The following is a 22,889-nucleotide window of genomic DNA, read 5'->3' on the forward strand; positions in this document are numbered from 1 at the left end:
GCACCGCGAGCGCGGCCGAGCCCCCCTGGGCCCGCCGCCGGGGGCGCCCCGTCCGGCGTCCGCGTGGGGCACCATGGGGGGACGGCGCCCCGCCGTCCCGGAGGTACGCATGGCCCCATCCGACGTTCCGACCCCCCGCCCCCCGCTCGCCCTCGAGATCCGGACCGGCGACCCGCGCGAGGCGGACGCCGACGTCCTCGTCGTCACCGTCCCCGTCGCAGCGGACGGGGCGACGTCGCTCCCCGCCCCCCTCGCGGCACTCGACGCCGCCTTGGACGGGGACCTCGCCGCCCACCTGGCGCTCGGGCGGGTCGGCCGTCCCGGCGCGGCGACCCGGGAGATCCCGACCCGCGAGCGGGTGGCCGTCCCGCGCGTCCTGCTGCACGGCCGGCCCGAGGGGGGCGGGGCCGACGCGGCCCGCCTCGCCGGCGCGGAGCTCGGGCGGGCGCTCGCCCCGCTCGGGGCGCGGCGCGTGGCGTGGGTCGGGGGGGCGGAGGACGCCCCCGACGTCGCGGACGCCCTCCTGACCGGTCTCGCGTCGGGCGCCCACCGCGCGTGGAGCGAGGCGCGCGACGACGACCGTCCCGCCGGCGTGGAGCAGGTCACCTGGTGGACGGACGCCGCCGCCGCCGAGCGGCTCGCCGGGCCGTTGCGGCGGGCGGCGGCCACGCACGACGCCGTCGCCTGGGCGCGGGACCTGGTCGATGCGCCCGCGAACCGAATGACGCCCGACGACCTGGCCCGCGCGGCGGAGGCGATGGGTCGCGAGGTGGGTCTGGAGGTCGCGGTCTACGACGAGGCCTGGATCGACGCGCACGGCCTCGGGGCGTTGGCGGCGGTGGGGCGGGGCTCCGCGCATCCCCCGCGCCTGGTGGTGCTGCGCACGCCGGAGGACGCCGTGCCGGCCGACGCGCCGACGTTGGCGTGGGTCGGGAAGGGCGTCACCTTCGATTCCGGCGGGTTGTCGCTGAAGGGGCGCGATGCGATGCCCCCCATGAAGGGGGACATGGCGGGCGCCGCGGCGGTGTTGGGGGCGACGCGGGCGGTGGCGCAGGAACGGCCGGACGTGCGGTTGGTGAGCGTCGTCGCCTGCGTCGAGAACATGCCGGACGGCGCCGCCTACCGCCCGTCGGACGTCGTGCGGGCGTCGGACGGAACGGCGATCGAGATCGTGTCGACCGACGCCGAGGGCCGGCTGGCGCTCGCCGACGCGCTCCGGCATGCAGCCTCGTTCGCGCCCGACGCCACGATCGACGTCGCGACGCTGACGGGCGGCGCCGTCGCGGCGTTGGGGCGGGGGACCGCCGCCGCGGCGTTCGGGGACGATGCGGGGTGGATGGCGCAGGTGCGCGACGCCGCCCGCGCGAGCGGGGAGCGGGTGTGGCCGATGCCGCGCTACGAGGCGTACCGCACGGCGCTCGCGAGTCGCGTGGCGGACCTCAAGAACGGCGGTGTGAAGGAGGGGTCGGCCGGCGTCGCGGCGGTGTTCCTGGAGCGCTTCGCGCCGCGCCCGTGGGTGCACCTCGACGTCGCCGGCATGGGCGCCGTCGAGACGCGGACCGGGACGTGGAACCCGGGCGCGACCGGGTACGGCGTGCGCCTGTTGGCGGAGGTGGCGCGCGACGTCGCGACGCGTGGGGTGCGCGCGGAGGGTCGGGGAATGGAGGGTGAGACGGGGACCGAGGGGGTCCCGAAGGACGGGTGAAGGGGGCCCGTGCGCGTCAGCCGAGCGGCCGGAGGTCCTCGACGATCTGCCAGCCGACCCCCTCCGGCGTGCGTTCCAGGGCCGCTTGGAGGGTTTCGGCGAGCCAGGGGGCGTAGCGGCCGGCCTCCTCCTCGCTCGCGGCGAAGGTGAGGACCGTCACTTGGTGCACGCGCTGGGTGGCGGCGAGGGTGCCGTCGTCGAAGAAGGTGAACGGTGGGGCCGGCAGTTCGTCCCAGAGGACGTGGATGTCCGGGTCGAGGCGTTCGGGGAGGTACGTGCCGAGGTCCACCTCGAGCGCCTTCGGGAACCACAGGTAGCCCTGGAGGATGCGGATCGGGCGGGGGGCGTCGGGATCGTCGGGCGCGTCGCTCGCGAGGGGGAGGGCGAGATCGGGGTCGCGACCGGGGTCGGGGGGCGTCACGCCCGGGTCGCCTCCAGGAGCGAGGCGGGGAGGGGGACGTCGGGGACCGTCGCGCGCCACCCGTCCGCGAACGTTGCGAGGTCGGGGAGGTGGACCGGGTGCAGCCCGAAGGTGCGGGCGGCGTCGACGTTGCGTTCGGCGTCGTCGACGAACACCGTGGCGTCCGCGGGGACGAGGGCGGCGTCGACGAGGGCGGCGTAGGCGCGCGGGTCGGGCTTGCGGACGCCGATCTCGTTGCTGAAGACCCAGTGGTCGACGCGGGCCATGCGCGGGTCGTCGCGCACGAGGTCGCAGAGTTCCGGCACGTTGTTCGAGAGCACGCCGACGACGTACGCGGGGGGGATGGCGTCGAGCAGGTCGATCATGGCGGGGCGGTCGGGGATCGCGCCGAGGAACGTCGCGCGGAACGTCGCTTCGTCCAGACCGAGGTCGACGGCCGCCTCGAGGCGGCGGTGGAGCTCGGCGAGGTCGAAGGCGCCCTCCTCGAACGGCGCCATCGCGGCGAGGTAGGGCCCTTCGAGCGTCGCTTCGGGAACGCCGGAGGCGGCGGCGAGGGCGCGGACGGCGGCGGCGTCGAAGGTGCCTTCGGTGAAGACGCCGCCCCAATCGAAGGCGATCGCGCGGATCATGCGGCGTCGCCCGCGGGGGTGGCCTCGGGGGGCGTGACGCGGGGCGGCCCCTGCGGGCCGGACTCTTCGGCGTACCAGCGGAAGAAGATGACGGCGAAGGGGATCCCGAACGCGAGCAGGCCGCCGGTCTTCATGACGGCGCCGGCCAGCACCTGTTCGCTGTGGGGGTGCATCCCGAGCGTCCAGAGGGCGTTGCCGTACGTCGGGTAGAGGACCTGGTCGGCGAACGTGATCGCGCCGAACGTGGGGATCTGCACCACGGGCAGCAGGAACAGGTACGCGAGGCGCAGGACGTGGGGGAGGCGCGGCAGCGCCTCGAGGCGACTCATGAGCGGCCACCACATCATCAGCGAGGTCAGCAGGAAGACGACGTGTTCGGCGTGGTGGAGCGTGGGGTTGCGGAGGGCGCCCTCGTAGATGGCCGGCACGTGCCAGGCGGAGAAGAAGAAGCTGAAGGCGGTGAAGCCGACGACGGGGTGCAGCAGCACGCGGGAGATGCGCGCCCGTCCGCCGCCGAGCAGCAGGGGACGGAGCATCCAGGTGGGGGTCGCGGCGATCAACGCGGGCGCCGCGACGTAGGCGATGCCGAGGTGCTGCACCATGTGCGCGGTCAAGGAGTAGCGCTCGGCCAGGTCGTGCAGCGGCGACCCTTCGAACAGGTACAACACCGCGAGCGTGCCGTAGAAGCCGGCGGCCGCCCGCCGGGGGAACGGCTCGCCGGGCGCGAGGCGCGCGCGGAGCGGTCCGGCGGCGAGACCGTAGACGACCGCCAGCGTCAGCAGGCTGCCGAGCAGGACGGGATCGGTTTGCCATCCGAGGTACAGCTCCGGCATCGCGCCTCCTCCGTGGACGTCAGGGCAGATCGAGCGCCGACCGCAGGGCGTAGACGTCGTCGGCGGTGAGGCCGGCGTCGCGTTGGGCGGCGACCTCGTCGGCGGTGAACGGCGTGAAGTCGTCGGGGAGCGCCGCGTCGTTGCCCCACGCGGTCGAGGCGTGATTCAGGGTGTTCGCGATCACGTCGTCCCCGAGGTAGCCCCAGGCGGGCATCACGCCGGCGTACGTCATGCCCTGCACCTCGATCTCGCCCTGCAGGCCGTACAGCAAGGCGGCGATGACGTACTCGCGGCCCGCGTCGCCCTCGACGAGGGTGGGCATGTGCTCCGCGAGGGGCGGGAAGGCGCCGGGCAGGCCCGCGCCGTTCGCCTGGTGGCAGGACGCGCAGTTCGCGGCGTAGGCGGCCTCCGCGGCGGCGGGGTCGAACGTGGCGACCTCGGTCGCCTGCGCCGCCTCGTCCGTCGTCGCGGCGTCCGCGTCGGCCACCGCCTCGTCCGCGTCGGTGGGGGCGGCCTCCTCGCTCGGGGCCGCCTCGGCGCGGGCCGCGCCGAACGCGGGCGTAGCGAGCGACACCGTCCACCCCTCGCGGGCGGCGGGGGGCGGGGTGACGCGCAGCGTCTGGTTCTTGGGGGGGCCGTCGCGCAGCACGTCGGCGAGGGGGCGGCTGTAGCCGTCGGTCTCGACCTTCGCGAGGGTCGCTTCGTCGACGCCGGCGTCGCCGTAGCCGCCGCCGTGATCGTCGGCCTCGCCGTGCGCGGGTTGCGACACCGTGAGCGCCGCCTGGCGGATCTCGGGCAGGCTGGCGGGAAGGGTCATCAGGAACGTGAAGGCCACGAAGGTGCCCATGCCGATCACCATGCCGCTCGTGAAGAAGCCGGTGTAGGTGGCGTCGTCGTCCTTGAGGTGCATGAAGTAGGCGATGACCATCACGAACTTCGCGAGGCTGAGCGCGATCAACCAGAACAGGATGGCGCCCGGCCCGAGCCAGGGGATCGGGTACTCGATGATGGCGAACTCGACGTACGTGATGACGGCCAGGATCAGCGCGACGACGATGTAGCCGCGGATGCCGTGCGATGCGTGGGAGTCGTGATCGTGGCTCATGACGACCTCAGCCGCCCGCCCCGGGAATGAAGTCCACGAGGTAGACGAGGGTGAAGATGACGATCCAGACGACGTCCACGAAGTGCCAGTAGAGGCCGGCGACCTCGAGGTTCGTCGCGTCCTTCGACGTCCAGGGACGGACGTAGCTGGCGACGACGATCGACAACAGCCAGAGGACCCCGATGGCGACGTGCACCCCGTGCGTCCCGGTCAGGACGTAGAAGGTGGTGCCGAACAGGTTGCCCTGCAGCGTCAGGCCGAGGTCGACGAAGTGGTTGAACTCGTAGACCTGGAAGCCGAGGAAGATCGCTCCGAAGAACGCGACGCCGAACGTCCAGAGGCGGAACTTGGCGACGTCGTTGCGCTTGAGCGCATCGAGGGCGATCACCATCAGGAACGAACTCATCAGCAGCACGAAGGTGCTGACCGTCGTGAGGGGGATGTCGAGGACGTCCTGGGGGTAGGGCCCCGTCAGGCTGCGGCCCTTGTAGATGAGGTAGGTCCCGATGAGGGTGCCGAAGAACATGATGTCGGACGCGAGGAAGATCCACATCATGAGCTTCATGTCGGGCAGCGAGCTGCTGCGCCAGCCGTGCGCGGGGACGGTCCCCGCGGCCTGCGTGGGGGCGTCGGCGGCCATCAGTCGCCCGCCGCTTCCGCGCCGTCGTCGGGGTGCACGTGGTGCCCGCCGACCCCCTCGAACGCCCAGCCGTACGTCGCGCCGACGAGGACGACCAGCATCAGGATCGACAGCGGCCAGTTCTCGAACAGCAGGCCGTAGCCGGCGATGAAGATGGAGGTGGCGAGCAGGAACGGGTACCACGACTGCCCCGGCATGTGGATGCCGTGCGCATCGAAGTCCATGCCCTCCCACTGCGACCCGTCGTCCCCGTGCGACGCCTCCGGGTACTTCTGCGCCCAGAAGGCGTCCCGGTCGGTGACGATGGGTTGCTCGTCGAAGTTGTGGTGCTGGGGCGGGCTCGTCGCGGCCCACTCGAGCGTCCGGGCGTCCCACGGGTCGTTCCCGGCGGGGGTGCCGTTGCGGAAGGCGTAGATCACGCTGAAGAGCAGCATGAACAACGCGGTCCCCATCACGAACGTCCCGGCGGTGGAGACGAGGTTCCAGATCTCCAGCCCGATGCCCGCCTCGTACGTTTGGGTGCGGCGCGGCATGCCCATGAGGCCCGCGAAGTGTTGCGGCATGAAGATCATGTTGAAGCCGATGAACATCGCCGCGAAGGTCCACTGGCCGAAACGTTCGGGCAGCAGCTTGCCGGTGAGTTTCGGGAACCAGTAGTAGACGCCGGCGAAGAACGCGAAGAGCGCGCCGCCGCCCATGACGTAGTGGAAGTGCGCGACGACGAAGTAGCTGTCGGTCGCTTGGGCGGTGAACGGCGGCATGGCGAGCATGATGCCGGTGATGCCGCCGATGACGAACATGAACAGGAACGCCATCGCGTACAGCATCGAGGTCGTGAAGCGGACCGAGCCGCCCCACATGGTGCCGAGCCAGTTGAAGATCTTCACGCCGGTCGGCACGCCGATCACGAAGCTGGTGAGCGCGAAGGCGGTGTTCGCGACGGGCCCGAGGCCGGTCGTGAACATGTGGTGGCTCCAGACCGCGAAGCCCATGAAGCCGATGAAGATGCCGGACAGGATCATGACGGGGTAGCCGAAGATCGGCTTGCGCGAGAAGGTCGGGATGACCTCGCTGATGACCCCGAACGCCGGCAGGATCACGATGTACACCTCGGGGTGCCCGAAGATCCAGAACAGGTGCTGCCAGAGGATCGGCAGGCCGCCCGCCTCGGGCACGTAGAACAGCGTGCCGAACGTCCGGTCGAAGACGATCTGCGTCAGCGCGATCGTGAGCGGCGGGAAGGCGAAGACGATCAGGAACGACGTCACCAGGATCATCCACACGAAGACCGGCATACGCATCATCGTCATGCCCGGCGCCCGCATGCTGAAGATCGTGACGATCAGGTTCATCGCCGTCACGAGGCTGCCGATCCCGCCGATCAGCAGGCCGATCATGTAGAAGTCGGTGCCGTTGCCGGGGTTGTTCGACAGGCTCGTCAGGGGCGCATACGCGAACCAACCGACGTCCGGCGCGCCGCCCAGGAAGAAGCTGCTGTAGACGAAGAGCCCCCCGAACGCGTAGACCCAATAGCCGAACGCGTTCAGGCGCGGGAAGGCGAGGTCGCGCGCCCCGATCATCAGCGGCACGAAGTAGTTCGCGAAGCCGGTCCCGAGCGGCATGATCGCGAGGAAGATCATCGTCACGCCGTGCATCGTGAAGAGCTGGTTGTAGACGTCGGGGCTGACGAGCTCCATGCCGGGCGCCGCCAACTGCAGGCGGATGATGAACGCCTCGATGCTGGCGAGCCCCATGAACGTGAAGGAGGTCAGGATGTAGAGGATCCCGAGCCGCTTGTGGTCGACGGTCGTCAACCAGCTGCCGAGCCCCTTCGTCCACGCCGGCCGAGCCAGCAGGCCGCCGCCGGCGTCGGGCGTGGCGGGGGCGGGAACGTCGCGTCTACCGATCGCCATGGGTGCCTCCAACGAATGCGCGTGCTTCGGTCTCGTCCGGCGTCCCGAGGCTCAACAGGTACGCCGCCACCGCGGCGATCTCCTCGTCCGCGTCGGGATCGTCCTCCGACCAGAGGGCCGGCATGTAGTTCCCCGGTTTGAGGTCGTCGGGGTCGCGCAACCACGCCTCGAGGTTCTCCTGCGTGTTGGGCAGGATCGCCGCGCCGAGCGTCGTGCGGGTGCCGAAGTTCGTCAGGTCGGGGAATTCGGGGGTGCCGACCTCGGTCGTGCCGCGGTAGCCGTCGACGCGGTGGCACGTCGTGCAGCCCTTCTGGGCGAACAGTTGGTGCCCACGCTGGACCTGCGGGTCGGCCTGCACCCGCTGGGCGCCGTCGATGTCGAACGTGTCGGCCCACGCCTCGAAGGCGGCGGGCTCCTCGGAGATGACGCGGAACTTCATGTAGGCGTGCGCCCCCAGGCACAGCTCGGCGCACTGCCCGTAGTACGTGCCGGCCTCCGGCGCGGTGAACGTCAGTTGGTTGCCCTGGTTCGGGATCATGTCCCGCTTCCCCGCGAGGCGCGGCACCCAGAAGCTGTGCAGCACGTCGGCGGAATCGAGCTGCAGCACGACGCGCCGATCGGTCGGCAAGCGCAGTTCGTTGGCGGTCGTGATGCCGTACTCGGGGTACTCGAACTTCCACCACCACTGGTACCCGGTCACCTTCACGACGAGGTCCTCTTCGGTGGGGGTGACCCGTGCTTCGGTGGCGAAGATCGTGCGGACGGTCGGCACCGCGACCATCACGACGATGATGACCGGCACGATCGTCAGGGCGATCTCCAGCTTCGGGTTGCCGTGGCTCTGCTCGGGGATGTCGGTCCGCTGCCCGCGCCGGTAGCGCAGGATCACGTACGCGAGCACGCCGAACGTCCCGATCATCACCAGGGCGCTCAGCCACAACGACCAGTTGAACAGGTCGAGTTGCGCCTGCGCGATCGGGCCGGCGGGGTCGAGGGCGGACTGCGGTCCGGCGAAGTCGCATCCGGACAGCAGCAGCGCCGCGAGGATCGGCACCAGCGCCGATCGGAACCACCTCGTCATGGGCACGTTCGAATCCTCCTCGGGGGGCGGGGTGATGAACGGGGCGCGCCGCGGCGCGCCCGGGTGTTGCGTCTCGAAGAATTTATCACAAGGGGCGTCCGTCCCGATGTGGCCGGGGCTTACGAACGCCCCTACTCCGGCGGGGGGCGTTCGCGCGCCGGTCCGCTGCCTAGATGCCCAGGTCGGGGCGGTCGTCGGCGAAGGCGTAGTAGCCGTGCGTGCCCGGACCGACGTGGACGCCCACGACCGCCCCGAGTTCGTCGGTCCCGGCGTCCTCGAAGTCGATGCCGGCCTCGTGGACCGCCTGGCGCACCCGGTCGGCGGCCGCCTCGTCCTGGATGTGCAGGAAGCTGAGGCGCAGGACCCCCTCGGGGTGCGCCTCGCGGTAGCTCGCGAGGCGGCTCACCATCTCCTTCATCGCCTTCTTCGCGCCGCGCGCCTTCCCGGCCGGCGTGACCGTGCCCTCGTCGAGCGTGAGGATCGGTTTGATGTTCAGCAAACTACCGACCATCGCGCTGGCGCGGCCGATCCGTCCGCCCTTCTGCAGGAACTCGAGGCTCCCGACGGTGAACATGAGTTGCATGCGCTCCCGCATGTGCTCGAGCGCCTCGCGGACGGTGTCGGCGTCCGCACCGGCGTCGCGCATCGCCGCCGCGCGGCGCACCATCATGCCCGCCCCCAGGCTCGCGTTCTGGCTGTCGACGACCGTGACCGGCACCGGCGCGTCCTGCGCCGCCAACGTCGCGGACTGGTACGTCCCCGACAGGTTCGACGCGATCGTGACGACCACGATCGCGTCGGCACCGGCGTCCGCCGCTTCGCGGTAGGCGACCCCGAAATCCTCGGGCGTCGGTTGGCTGGTCGTGGGCGGGTCGGCGCCCCCTTGGATCCCCGCGACCAGCTCGGCGGGCGTGATCTCGATCCAGTCTTGGAAGGTCTCGCCGCGGAAGTGCACGTACAACGGAACGCGGCGGACGCGCAGCCGCTCGAGCTCGGCGGCGGACAGGTCGCAGGTGGAGTCGGTGACGACGGCGATCGGCATGCAAAACACCTCCGGAAAGGGGGTGGCGTCGGCCCGAAGCCGCGCCCGGCTGCGTGGTATGCCGGGGAGTATACGGGGTGGCGCCGCACCGCGCCACGCCGACCGACGCAGGGGAGGGGGACCGACGTGACCGACGCGACCTGGTGGTTGATGCAGCCCAGCAGCGTCCTGCTGGTCCTGCTGGTGGCCTCCGCGCTCGCCGCGCTCGTGGGGTGGCGCCGCCTCGCGGCGCGCACCGTCGCCCTGGTGGTGCTCGTGTGGGCCGCCGTGACGGCGTTCCCGGTCGCCGCGTGGCTCGCCGCGCCGCTCGAGGCCCGCCACCCGCTCCCCAGCACCCTGCCCGCCGACGTCGACGGCATCGTCGTGCTCGGGGGCGCCGTCGACGTCCGCGCCAGCGCCGAACGCGGCCAACTGACGCTCGGCGGGACGGCGGAGCGCATGATCGCCGGCGCCGCGCTCGCGCGCCGCTACCCCGACGCGACGCTGGTGCTGCCCGCCGTCACCGCCGAAGCGATCGCCGCCGACTTCCGCGCCGACCCCAGCGCCGCCACGTCCTTCTTCGGGCCCGCCTTCGCCGACCGCCGCCCCCTGCTCCTTCCGGGGGTGGCCAGCACGTACGACGAAGCGACGACCTTCCTGCGGCGCGTCGCGCCGCGCACCGGCTCCACCTGGTTGCTGGTGACGTCCGCGTGGCACATGCCGCGCGCCTGGGCGACGTTCGCGACGGCGGGCATCGAGACGGTCCCGTACCCCGTCGACGCGCTCGCCGCGGCGCCGCGCTTCGGGTGGGACACCCTGCCCGGGGCGGCGTCCCGCCTCGCCGACCTCGACACCGTCGTGCGGGAGTGGGGCGCGACCCTCGTCTACCGCCGGACCGGCCGCATTTCGCCCGAGGCGTGGGCGGCCGGCGCCACTGGCGGGCTGCGGACGGCCGTGCCCGCGGCGAGCGACCCTTCGGCGCCCACGCCGAACGTCGTGCCGGTCGCGCCGGACTGACCGCCGCCCCTCAGTGGGCGGCCGTCAGGTGCTCGGCGATCTGCACGGCGTTCAGGGCCGCGCCCTTGCGGATCTGGTCGCCCGCCAGGAACAACGCCAGGGCGCCGGGCAGGCTGACGTCCTCGCGCAGCCGTCCCACCAGCACCGCATCGCGGCCCGACGCGGCGCGCGGCGTGGGGAAGGCGTTGCCGGCGCGGTCGTCGACCAGCTCGACGCCGGGCGCGGCGGCCAACACCTCGCGCGCGGCCTCGGCCGTGACGGGGCGTTCGAACGCCGCGTGGATCGCTTCGGCGTGCGCCCGGTAGACCGGCACCCGAACCGCGGTGGCGCTCATGCGGAGCGCCGGCGCCTCCAGGATCTTCCTCGACTCGAGCAGCAGCTTGCGTTCCTCGAGGTTGTAGCCGTCCTCGCCGATCTCGCTGTCGTGACTGAAGAGGTTGAAGGCGATCGTGTCGGCGAACGTCTCGGGCGTTTCGGCGTCGCCGTCCAGCGCCGCGCGGGTGAGGCGCGTGAGTTCGTCGATGCCGGACGCGCCGGCCCCGGAGACCGCCTGGTACGTCGCGACCGTCGCGCGCGCCAGGCCGAACGACCGGTGCAGCGGCGCGAGCGCCATCAGCGCCAGGATCGTCGAGCAGTTCGGGTTCGCGACGATGCCGCGGTGCCGCTCCGCCGCCGTCCCGTTCACCTCCGGGACGACCAGCGGCACGTCGGGATCGAGGCGCCAAGCGCTCGTGTTGTCGATCACGACCGCGCCGTGCGACGCCCAGCGCTTCGCCTCCCGCTTCGACAGGCTCCCCCCGGCGGAGCTGAACACGACGTCCGCGCCGAGATCGCCGTCCTCGGGGAGCGCCTCGACGGAAAGCGTCCCGCCGGCGTACGGCACCCGCCGCCCCACCGAGCGGGGGGACGCGAAGGCGCGAACCTGCGTCGCGGGAAAGGCCCGCGCGTGCAGGAGCGCCAGGAGTTCCTGTCCGACGGCGCCGGTGGCGCCCACGACGGCGATGCGCACGTCGCCTCCTCTCCGCCGGGCCCCGCCCGGCGTGCGCGCGAGGCTAGCACGACGCGCGCACCGCGCGGGGCGGTAGCATGCTCGTCATGGACGCCGCCCCGCGCGCCGCCTCCGCCCCCTCGCGGGTCGTGGTGAAGGTCGGAACGAGCTCGATCACCGACGCCACCGGCCGCCTCGACGACGCCCGCATGCGCGCCGTCGCCGACGGCCTCGCCGCCCTCGAAGCGGCGACCGGCGCCACGCCGGTCCTCGTCTCCTCCGGCGCGGGCGCCGCCGGCCGCGAGCGATTGGGCTTGGTCGGGCCCCTCACCCTGCCGGCGAAGCAGGCCGCCGCCGCCGTCGGGCAGACCCTCCTCATGGCGCGCTGGGACGCCGCGTTTCCCGACCGGCCGGTCGCGCAACTGCTGCTGTCGGCGGACGACGTCCGCGACCGCGCCCGCTACGTCAACGCCAAGCACGCCCTGCAGGCCAGCCTCGACGCCGGGGCGGTGCCCATCGTCAACGAGAACGACTCCGTCGCCACCAGCGAACTGAAGCTCGGCGACAACGACACCCTGTCGGCGTGGGTCGCCTACCTCGCCGGCGCCGCGACGCTGCTCGTCCTCACCGACGTCGACGGCCTGTACGACACCGACCCCCGCCACGCCCCCGACGCCCGCGTGGTCGCCGTCGTCGACGACCTCGACGCGGCCGAGGCCGCGGTCGGGCCGAGCGCCGGTCGGCACGGCACCGGCGGGATGGCGACGAAGCTGCGCGCGGCGCGGATCGCCCGCGACGCCGGCATCGCCACCCGCATCCTCGGGGGCGGCGGCGCCGGCCTCGCGGCGGTCGCCCGCGGCGAGACGCCCGGCACGCTGGTGCCGCCGGCCGCCACCGCCCCCGGTGCCCGCAAGGCGTGGATCGCGCAACAACCGCCGCGCGGACGCGTCCTCGTCGACGCCGGCGCGGCCCACGCGTTGGAGGAGGGGCGCAGTCTGCTGCCGCGGGGCGTGACCGGCGCGGAGGGGACGTTCGCGTTCGGGGACGCCGTCGACGTCGTCGCACCGGACGGCGCCACCGTCGCGCGGGGCCTCGTGAACTACGACGCCGCGTCGGTCGCGGCGGCCGCCGGCCGCCACAGTCGCGACCTCGCCGACGTGCTCGGCACCCACGACTTCGACGAGATCGTGCACCGCGACAACCTCGTCGTGCTCGCCGCCCGCCCCTCGCCCACCGGGCGCGCGCCCACCGACACGCGGTAGCCTGTTCCCGATGTCGCCGGTCCCCCGCCTCGTTCCGTCCGCGCACGCCCCGACGCGCCTCCACGCGACCCCCGCCGCCCCCCGCCGCGAGGGGGCGGCGTGAGCCGCGCCCCGGTCGACGGCACCCGCGCCTACCTGCCGGACGCCGCGACCGCGCGGCGCGGGTACCGGCGGGCGCTGCACGCCCTCTACGAGGCGTGGGGGTACCGCCCGGTCGAGGTGCCCGCCCTCGAGCACTACGACCCCGACCACCCCCGCGCCGACCAGTCGTTCAAGCTCAGCGACACCGGCGGGGACGTCCTGGCGTTGCGGAGCGACGTCACGCCCGCCGTCGCGCGCCTCGTGCGCGGCGCCTGGCCGCGCCTCGCCGATCCGGGCGCCGCCCCCCACCCGGTCCGCCTGCAGATCGACGCGACGGTGTGGCAGGCGTCCCGCCCGGAGATCGAACGCATCCGCGAGTTCACGCAGGTCGGCGTCGAGCTGCTCGGCGTGCGCCACCCCCGCGCCGACGCGGAGCTCATCCACCTCGCGCGCGAGTCGGTCCGGACCGTCGGCCTCGAGCCGCGCGTCGAGATCGGCAGTCCCGGCTTCGTCAAGGCGTCGATGGACGCCGCCGGCGTCCCCGCCGTCGCGCGCGACGCCGTCGCCCGCGCGCTCGACCGCAAGGACCCCAGCGGCGTCGACGCGGCGCTCCGCGCCGCCGGCGCGACCGGCCCAGCCGCCGACGCGGTCCGGGCGATCCCCGACCTGTACGGCGGCGTGGAGCTCGTCGACGCCGCCCGCGACGTGGCCACCTCCGACGCCGCTCACGCCGCCCTCGACCACCTCGCAGGCGTCCTCGCGGAGTTCGAGGACGCCCGCGAGCTGCTGCTCGACCTCGGCATGGCGCGGCGCCTGTCGTACTACACCGGCGTCACCTTCCGCGCCTACACCGTCGATTACGGCCAACCGCTGCTCGGTGGGGGGCGCTACGACGGCGCGTGGTTGCCCTACGCCGCCGGGTTCTCCATGGGCCTCGAGCGGCTCCGCGCGGCGTTGGACGCCCGCGACGCGACGCACCCCGCCGCCGACGTCGTCGCGCTCGACGACGCCGGCGCCCGCGCCCTGCGGCGGGCCGGCGTCCGCGTGGCGCGCGCCGTCGCCGGCGACGTCGCCGGCGCCCGCGCCGAAGCGCGCCACCAGCGCGCGCCGTGGCTGCTGGTCGACGGCGCGATCGTGCCGGCCGAGGCGGACGCCGAGACCGCACCCGAGGCCGCCGCCGACCGTGCCCGCCTCGAGGCGGCGTTGGAGGCCGGCGATGCCTGACGCCGGACGTCCCCTCGTCGTCGCGCTCCCCAAGGGCCGCGTCCTGCACGAGGCGCTCGCCGCGTTGCGCGCCGCCGGCCTCGACCTCCGCGTCGAGGGGGGCGAGCGGGTGTTGCGGCACGAGGGCCCGAGCGGGACGGTCCTCCTCATGCGCAACGCCGACGTCCCGACCTTCGTCGGGCTGGGCGTGGCGGACGCCGGCGTCGTCGGCAAGGACGTGCTGATGGAGGCCGACGCGGCGGTGTACGAGCCGGTCGACCTCGGCTTCGCCCGCTGCCGCATGTCGCTCGTGCGGCCCGCCGGCGCGCACGGCCCGATCCGTCGCGTGGCCAGCAAGTACCCCCGCGTCACCGCCCGCTACCTCGCCGAGGTGGGCAGCGACGCGGAGATCGTTGCGCTCAAGGGCAACGTCGAGCTGGCCGCCCTCACCGGCCTCGCCGACGCCGTCGTCGACGTCGTGCAGACCGGCGCGACCCTCGAAGCGAACGACCTGGCCGAGGTCGACGTGCTGTTCACGTCCACCGCCCGCTTCGTCGTCAACCGCGCGGCGCTCAAGGTCCGCTCCGCGGAGATGAAACCGCTGATCGCCCGGTTACGCTCCGGCGCATGACCGACGCCACCCTCGCCCACGTCCGCGACGAACTCCGGCGCGCCGACCTCGACGCCTGGTTGATCTACGACTTCCGCGGCACGAACCCGATCGCGCGCCGCGTGCTGGACCTCGACGCGGGCCTCCTCAGTCGACGCATCTTCGCCCTCGTCCCGCGCGAGGGCGTCCCCCGCCTCCTCGTCAGCCGCCTCGAGATCGGGTCGCTCCGCGCGCCCGCCTTCAATGTGCGGGCGTACGGCGGCCGCGCGGAGCTCGAACGCGAATTGCGCGCCCTCCTGCCGGCCGGGGGGCGCGTCGCGATGGAGTTCAGCCCGCGCGCGGACCTGCCCTACGTCTCCCACGTCGACGCCGGCACCGTGCAGTGGCTCGGGGCGCTCCTCGCCGAGACCGGCGGGACGCTGCACGGCTCCGCCGACCTGCTGCAGAGCTTCGCCGCCTGGACGCCCGCGCAGGTGGCGGCGCACCGCGAAGCGGCGGACGCCGTCATGGAGGTCCTCGAGGGGGCCTGGGCCGCGATCGACGCGCGGCTCGCGGCGGGGGAGACGGTCCGCGAGACCGAGGTCCAGGCCCACGTCGCCGACGCGTTCGACGCGCGCGGCCTCACGTACGCGCACCGCGCGATCGTGGGGTTCGGACCGAACGGCGGCGACCCGCACTACGTCCCGCGGCCCGGCGAGGACCGCGCCCTCGCGCCGGGCGACCCGATCCTCATCGACCTGTTCGCCCGCCGGCCGGAGGCCGGCGCACCGTACGCCGACGTCACCTGGATGGGCGTGTACGGGGCGCCCGACCCGGCGTTCGTGGCGGCCTGGGAGGCGGTGCGCGACGCCCGCGAGGTGGGCGTCGCGACCCTTCGGGCGGCGTTCGCCGAGGGCCGCCCGATCCAGGGGTGGGAGGTGGACCGCGCCGTCCGCACCCACCTCACCGACGCGGGGTTCGGCGAGGCGTTCGTGCACCGGACCGGGCATTCGCTCGGGTCGGAGCACACGCACGGCGACGCGGTGCATTTCGACGACTTCGAGACGTTCGATACGCGCGAGGTCCGACCCGACCTGGGCCTCACGATCGAGCCCGGCGTCTACCTGCCCGCGTTCGGGGTCCGCAGCGAGCTCGACGTGCTGATCACCGACGCCGGCGTTGAGGTGACCACCGGTCGACAGACCGACCTGCGCGTCGTCGGGGGCTGAGGCGAAAGGCGGGGCCCACCCCCGCCGGCATTCGACACGCCGGGGTTACGCGGGGTGTAAGGTTATGCGCAACCTTTGAAGGAGGTGTTGCCGGTGACCGCATTCCGTGTTCTTCCCTGGCTGTTCGTGCTCGTTCTCTCGTTCGGGAGCGCGCTTGGACAGGAAACCTTCCGCATCGCGATCGGCGTCGATCCCGACACGCTGGACCCGCAACAGAGCACCACGACGACGGTGGACAACGTCATGGACTACGTCGCCGAGGGCCTCGTCACGATCGACGCGAGCGGCCAGACGCAACCGGCGCTCGCGACGTCGTGGACGACGAGCGACGACGGGCTCACCCTCGACGTCGAGCTTCGCCAGGGCGTCACCTTCCACGACGGCACGTCGCTGACCTCCGCCGAGGTCGTCTGGACCTTCGAGCGCCTGCTCGACCCCGACGTCCGCAACCCGCGCCGCGGCCCGATCGCGGCCATCGAGTCGGTCGAGGCGACCGGCGAGCACGCCGTCCGCTTCAACCTCTCCGAGCCCGCGCCGTACCTCGTCGGGGCGCTGTCGATGACGACCAACGTCATCCTTCCCCCGTCGATCGTGGACGTCGAGGGCAACAGCTACGAGAACGTCACGCACCTCGTCGGGACCGGCCCCTACCGCTTCGTCGAGCGCGCCCTCGGCGAGCGGGTCGTCGTCGAACGCTTCGACGACTACTGGGGCGAGAACCCGTACTACGAGCAGGTCGTCTTCCAGGTCGTGCCCGAAGCGACCACCCGCCAGAGCCTCGTGCTCGCCGGGCAGGTCGACCTGGCGATCCTCCCGCCCACCTCCGACATCCCGGCGCTGGAGGCGAACCCCCGCACCGAGGTGGTGCTCGGGCCCAGCAACCGCACCATCTTCATCGCCATCAACAACACCGACCCGGCGCTCGACGACCCCCGCGTCCGGCAGGCGCTGAACTACGCCGTCGACAAGGAGGCCATCATCCAAGGCATCCTGTTCGGGGCGGCGGAACCGATGGACGCCCCGATGGCGGACAGCCTCTTCGGCTACGAAGAGGTCGGCATGTACCCCTACGACCCCGAGAAGGCGCGCGAACTGCTCGCCGAAGCCGGCATCGAGGAGGGTGAGCTCGAGCTCGACTTCATGGCGCCCACCGGCCGCTACGTGCAGGACTTCCCGGCCGCCCAGGCGATCGCGAACTTCCTGCGCGAGGTCGGCATCGACACGCAGGTCCGCACCATGGACTGGCCGACCTACGTCGGCACGATGCTCGAGCCGCCCGAGGAGAACACGACCCAACTCCACCTGCTCGGCTGGGCCCCGTCCTACATGGACTCCGCGCAGCAGATGGAGCAGTTCCAGAGCGGCCAGCACCCGCCGAACGGCCTCGCCACCTCGTTCTACGAGAACCCCGAGGTCGATGCGCTGATCGACGAAGCGGCCCGCGAACTCGATCCGGAGCGCCGCGCGGCGCTGTACGGCGAGGCCGGCACCCAAATCTGGGAGGACGCCCCCTGGATCTTCCTGTGGGTGCAGAGCTTCCCGATGGTCCACTCCGCCGAGGTCACCAACATCGGCGGCTTCCCCAACGAGAAGTTCGACGCGATCTACGCGCGTCCCGCCGACTGAGGACCCGCGACCGGGAGGGGCCCACCGGCCCCTCCCCCCCGCTCGCTATTTGACATGACCGGATTCCTGTCCTATCTCCTCCAACGCATCCTCGGCCTCTTCGTCACGGTCCTCGCCGTCGCCGTCACCATCTTCCTGATGGTGCGGCTGCTCCCCGGCGACCCCGCCCGCGTCATCGCCGGCGTCCTCGCCACCGAGCAGGACGTCGCCCGCATCCGTGTGCAGCTCGGCCTCGACCAACCGATCGTCGTGCAGGCCGGCATCTTCCTGCGCGACCTGTTCCAGGGCGACCTCGGCGTGAGCGCCCGGACCAGCGCCCCGGTCCTCGCGGAGATCGGGGCGCGCCTCCCCGCCACCCTGACGCTCGCGGCGGCCGGCATGCTCATGGCGATCGCGATCGGCGTTCCGCTCGGCGCGTGGGCCGCCGCCCGCGCCGGCAGCCTCGGCGACGTCGTCGTCTCCACCCTCGTCCTGTTCGGCATCAGCATGCCGGTCTACTGGTTGGGCCTGATGCTGATCATTCTCTTCGCCATCAACCTCCGCTGGCTCCCCGCCGCCGGCGCCGACGGGCCGGCATCGCTGGTGTTGCCCGCCGTCACGCTCGCGGCGTTCAGCGTGGCGTTCATCGCCCGCATCACGCGAAGTTCCATGCTCGAGGTGCTCCGCCAGGACTACGTCCGCACGGCGCACGCCAAGGGCGTCGACCGCCGCACCGTCGAGTGGCGGCACGCGCTGCGCAACGCCCTCCCCCCGGTCGTGACCGTCATCGGGCTGCAGTTCGGCCAGCTGTTGGGCGGCGCGATCCTCACCGAAACGGTGTTCGGCTGGCCCGGCCTCGGGCGCCTGCTCGTCGACTCGATCTTCGCGCGGGACTACCCGATGGTGCAGGGCCTCGTCATCGTCTTCGCCGCGATGTTCGCGTTCGTGAACCTACTCGTCGACCTCACGTACGAACGGATCGACCCGAGGGTCCGCTATGGCTGAGGTCTGGAAGCGGCTGCGCCGCAACCCGTCCGCCGTCGCCGGCGGAACGCTCGTCGGTCTGCTCGTGCTCGCGGGGCTGTTCGCGCCCCTCCTGACGCCGTACGACCCCACCCAGCAGGAGCTGCTCGAGGTCCTCCAGGCCCCCTCGTGGGCCCACCCGCTCGGCACCGACAACCTCGGGCGCGACATCCTCGCGCGTCTGCTGTACGGCGCCCGCCTGACGTTGTTCATGGGGGTCTTCGCCGTCGGCGTCGGCCTCGTGATCGGCGTCCCCCTCGGGGTGCTGTCGGGGTACTACCGCGGCTGGGTCGACATGGCCATCCAGCGCGTGATGGACCTCATGCTGTCCTTCACGACGTTCCTCCTCGCCCTCGCCCTCGTGTCGCTGCTCGGCGTGGGGTTGATCAACGTCATCGTCGCCGTCGGCATCAGCACCATCCCCCGCTTCGCCCGCCTGGTGCGCAGCAGCGTCCTCACGATCCGCGAGGTCGCCTACGTCGAGGCGAGCTCCGCCCTCGGGGCCCGCGACGGCCGCATCCTCTGGCGTCACGTCCTCCCCAACGCCCTCGCGCCCGTCATCATCCAAGCCACCCTCTCGATGGGGGCGACGATCCTCACCGCCGCCGGCCTCGGGTTCCTCGGGCTCGGCGTGCAACCCCCCACCCCCGAGTGGGGCGCGATGCTCGGCGAGGGCCGCAACTACATCTTCACCAGCCCCAACGTCACGACGTTCCCCGGCCTCGCGATCTTCGCCGCCGTCCTGGGCTTCAACCTGCTCGGCGACGGGCTCCGCGACGCCCTCGACCCGCAACTCCGCGGCGCCCGCTGAGGCGGGCGCCCACCCCCCGGAGGTCCCCATGCCCGACCCGTCCGACGCCCCCCGCACGGCCCTGTTCCACGGCACCTTCCTCGGCCTCGCCGACGCCCCCACCACCGCCCGCGAGGGGTGGCTCCGCGTCGAGGGGGGCCGCGTCGCCGCCTTCCACGACGCCGCCCCCGCCGACGCCGACGCCGCGACGTCGCTGCCCGGCACCGCGATGCCGGGCCTGATCGATGCGCACGTCCACCTCGCCATGGACGGCGACGCCGACCCCGCCGGGCGCCTGCGCGGCGAAACGCAGAACGCGACGGTGCTCGGCGCGGTGGAGCGCATGGGCGCCCAACTCGACGCCGGCGTCACCACCGTCCGCGACCTGGGCGGCCCCTACGGCCTCGCGCAGGACCTCGCCGCCGCCGTCGACGCCGGCCGCCTCGAGGGCCCCCGCGTCGTCGGGTGCGGCCGGAACGTCGTCATGACCGGCGGGCACGGGCACTTCCTCGGCGTCGAAGCGGACGGGCCGGACGGGGTGCGCCGCGCGGTGCGCGGGGAACTCAAGGCCGGCGCCGCGGTGATCAAACTCATGGCGACCGGCGGGGTGCTGACGCAGGGCGTCCGCGCCGGCGCGGAGCAGTTCACCGAAGCGGAGTTGCGCGCCGGCATCGAGGAGGCGCACAAGGCCGACCGCCGCACCGCCACCCACGCGCAGGGGCTCGCGGGCATCAAGAACGCCTTGCGGGCGGGCATCGACACCATCGAGCACGGCGCCTTCGACCACTGGGACGACGAGGCGTTCACGCTGCTCACCGACGCCGCGCAGCCCCGCTGGTTGGTCCCGACCCTCGCCGCCCCCGACGGCATCCTGAAGGGGGAGGGCCGCGTCCCGGCGTGGGCGATCGCCAAGACGAAACCGATCGGCGAACGCCACCGCGCCAACGTCACGGAGGCCTACCGCGCCGGCGTGACGCTCGCGGCCGGCACCGACGCCGGCACCCCCCTCAACCCGCACGGCGGCCTGCCGCGCGAGCTGGGGCTCATGCACGAGGTCGGTGTCGCCCTCGAGGACGTCTTCGCCGCCGTCACGACGCACGCCGCCGCGGCGTTGGACCGCGCCGGCGCGATCGGGACGCTCGCGCCCGGCGCGCACGCCGACCTGGTGGCGCTCGACGGCGACCCGCTGCGCGACGTGCACGCCTACGCCCGCCCGCAGGCGGTCGTGCACGGCGGACGCCGCGTCCGCTGACGCCGGGAACCGCGCCGACCGCGAACCGCGCCGACCGCGAACCGCGCCGACCGCCACCGACGCGCCCCCGGCGCGGTGCTACGTTGACGCCATGAACGACGCCCTGTGGGTCGTCGGCGATTTCGCCTGGGACGTCCTGATCCGCACCAACGCTCCGTTGCAGACCGGGGGCGACACGTACGGCGAGGTGGGCCTCGCCCCCGGCGGGTCGGCCGCCAACGCCGCGGTGTGGGCGCAGCGGTGCGGTCGGCAGGCGCACTTCGTCGGCAAGGTCGGCAGCGACCGGCTCGGCGACCTCGCGGCGGAGAACCTCGCCGAGGAGGGCGTCGAGGCGCTCCTGATGCACGCCGAGGGACGCGCGACCGGCTCGGTGGCGGTCTGGATCGATCACGCCGGCGAACGCAGCATGGTGTCCGGCAAGGGCGCCGACCACGACCTGCTGCCCAGCGAACTCCCCCGCGAGCGCCTCGCGCAGGCCGGCCACCTGCATCTGTCCGGCTGGTCGTTCTTCGCCGATCCGCCCCGCACCGCCGTCCGCGAAGCGGCGAAGATCGCGAAGGCCGGGGGCGCGACGGTGTCGTTCGATCCCGCCTCGTTCCAACTGATCGAAACGGTCGGCGTCGAGCGGTTCCTCGGCTTCCTCCGCGACCTCGAGATCGACCTGATCTTCCCGAACTACGAGGAGGGCGCCGTCCTCACCGGCGAGCGCGACCCCGAACGGATCGTCGCCGCGCTCGGCGAACGCTGCTCCGCCGCGCAGGCGGTGCTGAAGCTCGACGCGCGCGGCGCGCGCGTCCAGACGGGACCGGGGGAGAGCGTCGCGATCCCCGCGACCCCCAGCCAGATGGTGGACGCGACCGGCGCGGGCGACGCCTTCGCCGGCGCCTTCCTCGCCGACTGGCTCGAGCACCGCGACGCCGTCCGCGCCGCGACGTTCGCCGCCGACGTCTCCGCCTGGGTCGTCGAGCAGGCGGGCGCGCGCCCGAAACCGGACGCGCGGCTCCGGCGTCGCCTCGTCGAGCACGGCCGCGCCGACGACGGGGACGGCGCGTGAGCGGCGCCCTCCCCGACCGCGCCGACGTCGTCGTCGTCGGCGCCGGCCTCGCCGGCCTGACCGCCGCCCGCGAGCTGCGGCGCGGCGGCCGCACCCCCCTCGTCCTGGAGGCCGGCGACCGGGTCGGAGGGCGCGTCACCAGCGACGTGCTGCCCGGCGGGTTCGTCCTCGACCGCGGCTTCCAGGTGCTGTTCCCCGCCTACCCCAGCTATGTTCGGCACCTCGGTCGCCACGGTCCACGCCTCGTCCACCTCCCCCCGAGCGCCGTCCTTCGCGACGGCGGCGGGCCGGAGGAAACCGTCGGCGACCCCGTGCGCGACCCCGCCGTCCGCCGGCGCCTGCTGCGCCTCCACGCCCTGCCCCCCCTCGACCTGCTGCGGCTCGGGCTCCTCGCCGCCGAGGTCGTGCTGCTCCCCCCGGCCCTCCTCCTCACCGGCCCCGACGAATCGGCGCGCGCCTTCCTGACGCGCCGCGGCTTCTCCGACGCGGCGGTGCAGCGGTTCTTCGTGCCGTTCTTCGGCGGGGTGTTCCTCGAACGCGAGCTCCGCACCAGCGCCCGCCAACTCCGCTACGTCCTGCGCATGCTCCTGCTCGGGGGGGTGGCCCGCCCCGAGGGCGGCATGCGCCGCATCGGCGAGGCGCTCGCCGAAGGCCTCGACGTGCACCTCGAGACGCCCGTCGCGCAGCTCGACGCGACCCCCGAGGGCGGCGTCCGCGTCGCCCTCGCGAACGGCGGGGCCCTCCACGCCCGCGACGTCGTCGTCGCCACCCCGCCGCCGGAGGCGGCCCGCCTGAGCGGGGCGGCGGTCCCCCCGATGCGGCCGGGCGGGACGTACCTGGCGTTCGACGCGCCCGCCGCCGCGGCCCGCGAACCGCGCCTCATGCTCGGCGACGGCGACCCGGTGGGGGACGCGACGTGGACGTCCGCGCTCGACCCCAGCCTCGCGCCGCCCGGGCGGGCGCTGTTGTCCGTCACGGTGCTCCCCGACGCCGACCCCGTCCCCAGCGACCCGAGCGTCGATCGCGACGCCGCCCTCGAGGGGCGCGTCCGCGCGACGCTGCGCCGCTGGTTCGGGCCCGACGCCGACGCCTGGCCGTGCCTCGCGACGTACCGCATCCCCGACGCCCAGACGGACCAACCGCCCGGCATGGCCGGCCTGCTCGCCTCGGTCCGCACGCCGCTCGCGCACGTCTGGTTGGCGAGCGAAGCGACGCGCGGCAGTTCGATCCAGGCGGCGATGGAGGCGGGCGAGCAGGCGGCCGCCGCGATCCTCGGCGACGCGGCGGTGTTGGGGCGGCCGCGCGGCGCCTGAGTCGACGCCCGCGGCCCCCCGGCCCCCGCCCGGCCCCCGCCCGGCCCCCGTCCGGCCCCTCCACCCCCGGCGTCAGTCGGGCAGGTGCCCCAACCTCTCGGTCTTCGTCGCCAGGTAGCGCGCGTTGTGCTCCGT

At 73.5% G+C, this 22,889-nt stretch carries 21 protein-coding genes; 12 read left to right on the top strand and 9 right to left on the bottom strand.

Annotated elements, in window-relative coordinates:
* The first annotated feature begins 109 nt into the window (after positions 1-109).
* Positions 110-1,705, top strand: a complete 1,596-nt coding sequence (locus tag RI554_03715; protein ID MDR9391115.1) for a leucyl aminopeptidase family protein — start codon at positions 110-112, stop codon at positions 1,703-1,705.
* Positions 1,706-1,721: 16 nt separating this feature from the next.
* Here RI554_03715 and RI554_03720 read toward each other — a convergent pair whose 3' ends face one another.
* The 8 genes from RI554_03720 to RI554_03755 form a co-directional block, all read right to left on the bottom strand.
* The gene (locus RI554_03720) at positions 1,722-2,126 is read right to left on the bottom strand and encodes a DUF3208 family protein (GenBank protein ID MDR9391116.1); all 405 of its coding nucleotides are present in this window, start codon (positions 2,124-2,126) and stop codon (positions 1,722-1,724) included.
* Positions 2,123-2,755 carry an HAD-IA family hydrolase gene (locus tag RI554_03725; GenBank protein ID MDR9391117.1) on the bottom strand — a complete coding sequence of 211 codons (633 nt, stop codon included), beginning with the start codon at positions 2,753-2,755 and terminating at the stop codon, positions 2,123-2,125. Before RI554_03725 ends, RI554_03720 begins: the two co-directional genes overlap by 4 nt.
* Positions 2,752-3,588, bottom strand: a complete 837-nt coding sequence (locus tag RI554_03730; GenBank protein MDR9391118.1) for a cytochrome c oxidase assembly protein — start codon at positions 3,586-3,588, stop codon at positions 2,752-2,754. The genes RI554_03725 and RI554_03730 overlap by 4 nt, the downstream gene beginning before the upstream one ends.
* 19 nt (positions 3,589-3,607) lie before the next feature.
* Complete coding sequence (locus RI554_03735) at positions 3,608-4,693, bottom strand: cytochrome C oxidase subunit IV family protein (protein MDR9391119.1); 1,086 nt, start codon at positions 4,691-4,693, stop codon at positions 3,608-3,610.
* Positions 4,694-4,700: 7 nt separating this feature from the next.
* Complete coding sequence (locus RI554_03740) at positions 4,701-5,333, bottom strand: cytochrome c oxidase subunit 3 (GenBank protein ID MDR9391120.1); 633 nt, start codon at positions 5,331-5,333, stop codon at positions 4,701-4,703.
* Complete coding sequence (gene ctaD, locus RI554_03745) at positions 5,333-7,246, bottom strand: cytochrome c oxidase subunit I (GenBank protein ID MDR9391121.1); 1,914 nt, start codon at positions 7,244-7,246, stop codon at positions 5,333-5,335. Before ctaD ends, RI554_03740 begins: the two co-directional genes overlap by 1 nt.
* Positions 7,233-8,327 carry a cytochrome c oxidase subunit II gene (gene coxB / locus RI554_03750; protein MDR9391122.1) on the bottom strand — a complete coding sequence of 365 codons (1,095 nt, stop codon included), beginning with the start codon at positions 8,325-8,327 and terminating at the stop codon, positions 7,233-7,235. Before coxB ends, ctaD begins: the two co-directional genes overlap by 14 nt.
* Positions 8,328-8,496: 169 nt before the next feature.
* Positions 8,497-9,369: a DegV family protein gene (locus tag RI554_03755; GenBank protein ID MDR9391123.1), complete on the bottom strand. Its 873-nt coding sequence runs from the start codon at positions 9,367-9,369 to the stop codon at positions 8,497-8,499.
* A 126-nt stretch (positions 9,370-9,495) separates the two neighbouring features.
* Between RI554_03755 and RI554_03760 the strand changes: the two genes are divergently transcribed.
* A complete protein-coding gene (locus RI554_03760) occupies positions 9,496-10,365 on the top strand; it encodes a YdcF family protein (GenBank protein ID MDR9391124.1) in 870 nt (289 codons plus the stop codon).
* Positions 10,366-10,375: 10 nt separating this feature from the next.
* Here RI554_03760 and RI554_03765 read toward each other — a convergent pair whose 3' ends face one another.
* A complete protein-coding gene (locus tag RI554_03765; GenBank protein MDR9391125.1) occupies positions 10,376-11,374 on the bottom strand; it encodes an aspartate-semialdehyde dehydrogenase in 999 nt (332 codons plus the stop codon).
* 86 nt (positions 11,375-11,460) lie between these two features.
* Between RI554_03765 and proB the strand changes: the two genes are divergently transcribed.
* The 10 genes from proB to RI554_03815 all read left to right on the top strand — a co-directional run bounded on the left by proB (position 11,461) and on the right by RI554_03815 (position 22,754).
* Complete coding sequence (gene proB, locus RI554_03770; protein MDR9391126.1) at positions 11,461-12,615, top strand: glutamate 5-kinase; 1,155 nt, start codon at positions 11,461-11,463, stop codon at positions 12,613-12,615.
* A 99-nt stretch (positions 12,616-12,714) separates the two neighbouring features.
* A complete protein-coding gene (locus RI554_03775) occupies positions 12,715-13,920 on the top strand; it encodes an ATP phosphoribosyltransferase regulatory subunit (protein ID MDR9391127.1) in 1,206 nt (401 codons plus the stop codon).
* Positions 13,913-14,530, top strand: a complete 618-nt coding sequence (gene hisG, locus RI554_03780; protein MDR9391128.1) for an ATP phosphoribosyltransferase — start codon at positions 13,913-13,915, stop codon at positions 14,528-14,530. Before RI554_03775 ends, hisG begins: the two co-directional genes overlap by 8 nt.
* Positions 14,527-15,717, top strand: coding sequence for a M24 family metallopeptidase (locus tag RI554_03785; GenBank protein ID MDR9391129.1), 1,191 nt, complete (start codon positions 14,527-14,529; stop codon positions 15,715-15,717). Before hisG ends, RI554_03785 begins: the two co-directional genes overlap by 4 nt.
* Positions 15,718-15,810: 93 nt before the next feature.
* Positions 15,811-17,343 (top strand): ABC transporter substrate-binding protein, encoded by a 1,533-nt coding sequence (locus tag RI554_03790; GenBank protein MDR9391130.1) that lies wholly within the window; start codon positions 15,811-15,813, stop codon positions 17,341-17,343.
* Positions 17,344-17,397: 54 nt separating this feature from the next.
* A complete protein-coding gene (locus RI554_03795) occupies positions 17,398-18,327 on the top strand; it encodes an ABC transporter permease (protein ID MDR9391131.1) in 930 nt (309 codons plus the stop codon).
* On the top strand, positions 18,320-19,156 hold the full coding sequence (locus RI554_03800; protein MDR9391132.1) for an ABC transporter permease: 837 nt from the start codon (positions 18,320-18,322) through the stop codon (positions 19,154-19,156). Before RI554_03795 ends, RI554_03800 begins: the two co-directional genes overlap by 8 nt.
* Positions 19,157-19,184: 28 nt before the next feature.
* A complete protein-coding gene (locus RI554_03805) occupies positions 19,185-20,387 on the top strand; it encodes an amidohydrolase family protein (GenBank protein MDR9391133.1) in 1,203 nt (400 codons plus the stop codon).
* A 91-nt stretch (positions 20,388-20,478) separates the two neighbouring features.
* Complete coding sequence (locus RI554_03810) at positions 20,479-21,441, top strand: sugar kinase (GenBank protein MDR9391134.1); 963 nt, start codon at positions 20,479-20,481, stop codon at positions 21,439-21,441.
* Positions 21,438-22,754: an NAD(P)/FAD-dependent oxidoreductase gene (locus RI554_03815; protein MDR9391135.1), complete on the top strand. Its 1,317-nt coding sequence runs from the start codon at positions 21,438-21,440 to the stop codon at positions 22,752-22,754. The genes RI554_03810 and RI554_03815 overlap by 4 nt, the downstream gene beginning before the upstream one ends.
* Positions 22,755-22,889 lie beyond the last annotated feature (135 nt).

It is taken from the genome of Trueperaceae bacterium, assembly GCA_031581195.1.
Classification (GTDB): Bacteria; Deinococcota; Deinococci; order Deinococcales; family Trueperaceae; genus SLSQ01.

What these genes read in the sequence shown, in the direction of transcription:
- RI554_03715 (MDR9391115.1), top strand. Translation starts at nt 110, where the DNA reads ATGGCCCCATCCGACGTTCCGACCCCCCGCCCCCCGCTCGCCCTCGAG.
- RI554_03725 (MDR9391117.1), bottom strand. Translation starts at nt 2,755, where the DNA reads ATGATCCGCGCGATCGCCTTCGATTGGGGCGGCGTCTTCACCGAAGGC.
- RI554_03730 (MDR9391118.1), bottom strand. Translation starts at nt 3,588, where the DNA reads ATGCCGGAGCTGTACCTCGGATGGCAAACCGATCCCGTCCTGCTCGGC.
- RI554_03735 (MDR9391119.1), bottom strand. Translation starts at nt 4,693, where the DNA reads ATGAGCCACGATCACGACTCCCACGCATCGCACGGCATCCGCGGCTAC.
- RI554_03740 (MDR9391120.1), bottom strand. Translation starts at nt 5,333, where the DNA reads ATGGCCGCCGACGCCCCCACGCAGGCCGCGGGGACCGTCCCCGCGCAC.
- ctaD (MDR9391121.1), bottom strand. Translation starts at nt 7,246, where the DNA reads ATGGCGATCGGTAGACGCGACGTTCCCGCCCCCGCCACGCCCGACGCC.
- coxB (MDR9391122.1), bottom strand. Translation starts at nt 8,327, where the DNA reads ATGACGAGGTGGTTCCGATCGGCGCTGGTGCCGATCCTCGCGGCGCTG.
- RI554_03755 (MDR9391123.1), bottom strand. Translation starts at nt 9,369, where the DNA reads ATGCCGATCGCCGTCGTCACCGACTCCACCTGCGACCTGTCCGCCGCC.
- proB (MDR9391126.1), top strand. Translation starts at nt 11,461, where the DNA reads ATGGACGCCGCCCCGCGCGCCGCCTCCGCCCCCTCGCGGGTCGTGGTG.
- hisG (MDR9391128.1), top strand. Translation starts at nt 13,913, where the DNA reads ATGCCTGACGCCGGACGTCCCCTCGTCGTCGCGCTCCCCAAGGGCCGC.
- RI554_03785 (MDR9391129.1), top strand. Translation starts at nt 14,527, where the DNA reads ATGACCGACGCCACCCTCGCCCACGTCCGCGACGAACTCCGGCGCGCC.
- RI554_03795 (MDR9391131.1), top strand. Translation starts at nt 17,398, where the DNA reads ATGACCGGATTCCTGTCCTATCTCCTCCAACGCATCCTCGGCCTCTTC.
- RI554_03800 (MDR9391132.1), top strand. Translation starts at nt 18,320, where the DNA reads ATGGCTGAGGTCTGGAAGCGGCTGCGCCGCAACCCGTCCGCCGTCGCC.
- RI554_03805 (MDR9391133.1), top strand. Translation starts at nt 19,185, where the DNA reads ATGCCCGACCCGTCCGACGCCCCCCGCACGGCCCTGTTCCACGGCACC.
- RI554_03810 (MDR9391134.1), top strand. Translation starts at nt 20,479, where the DNA reads ATGAACGACGCCCTGTGGGTCGTCGGCGATTTCGCCTGGGACGTCCTG.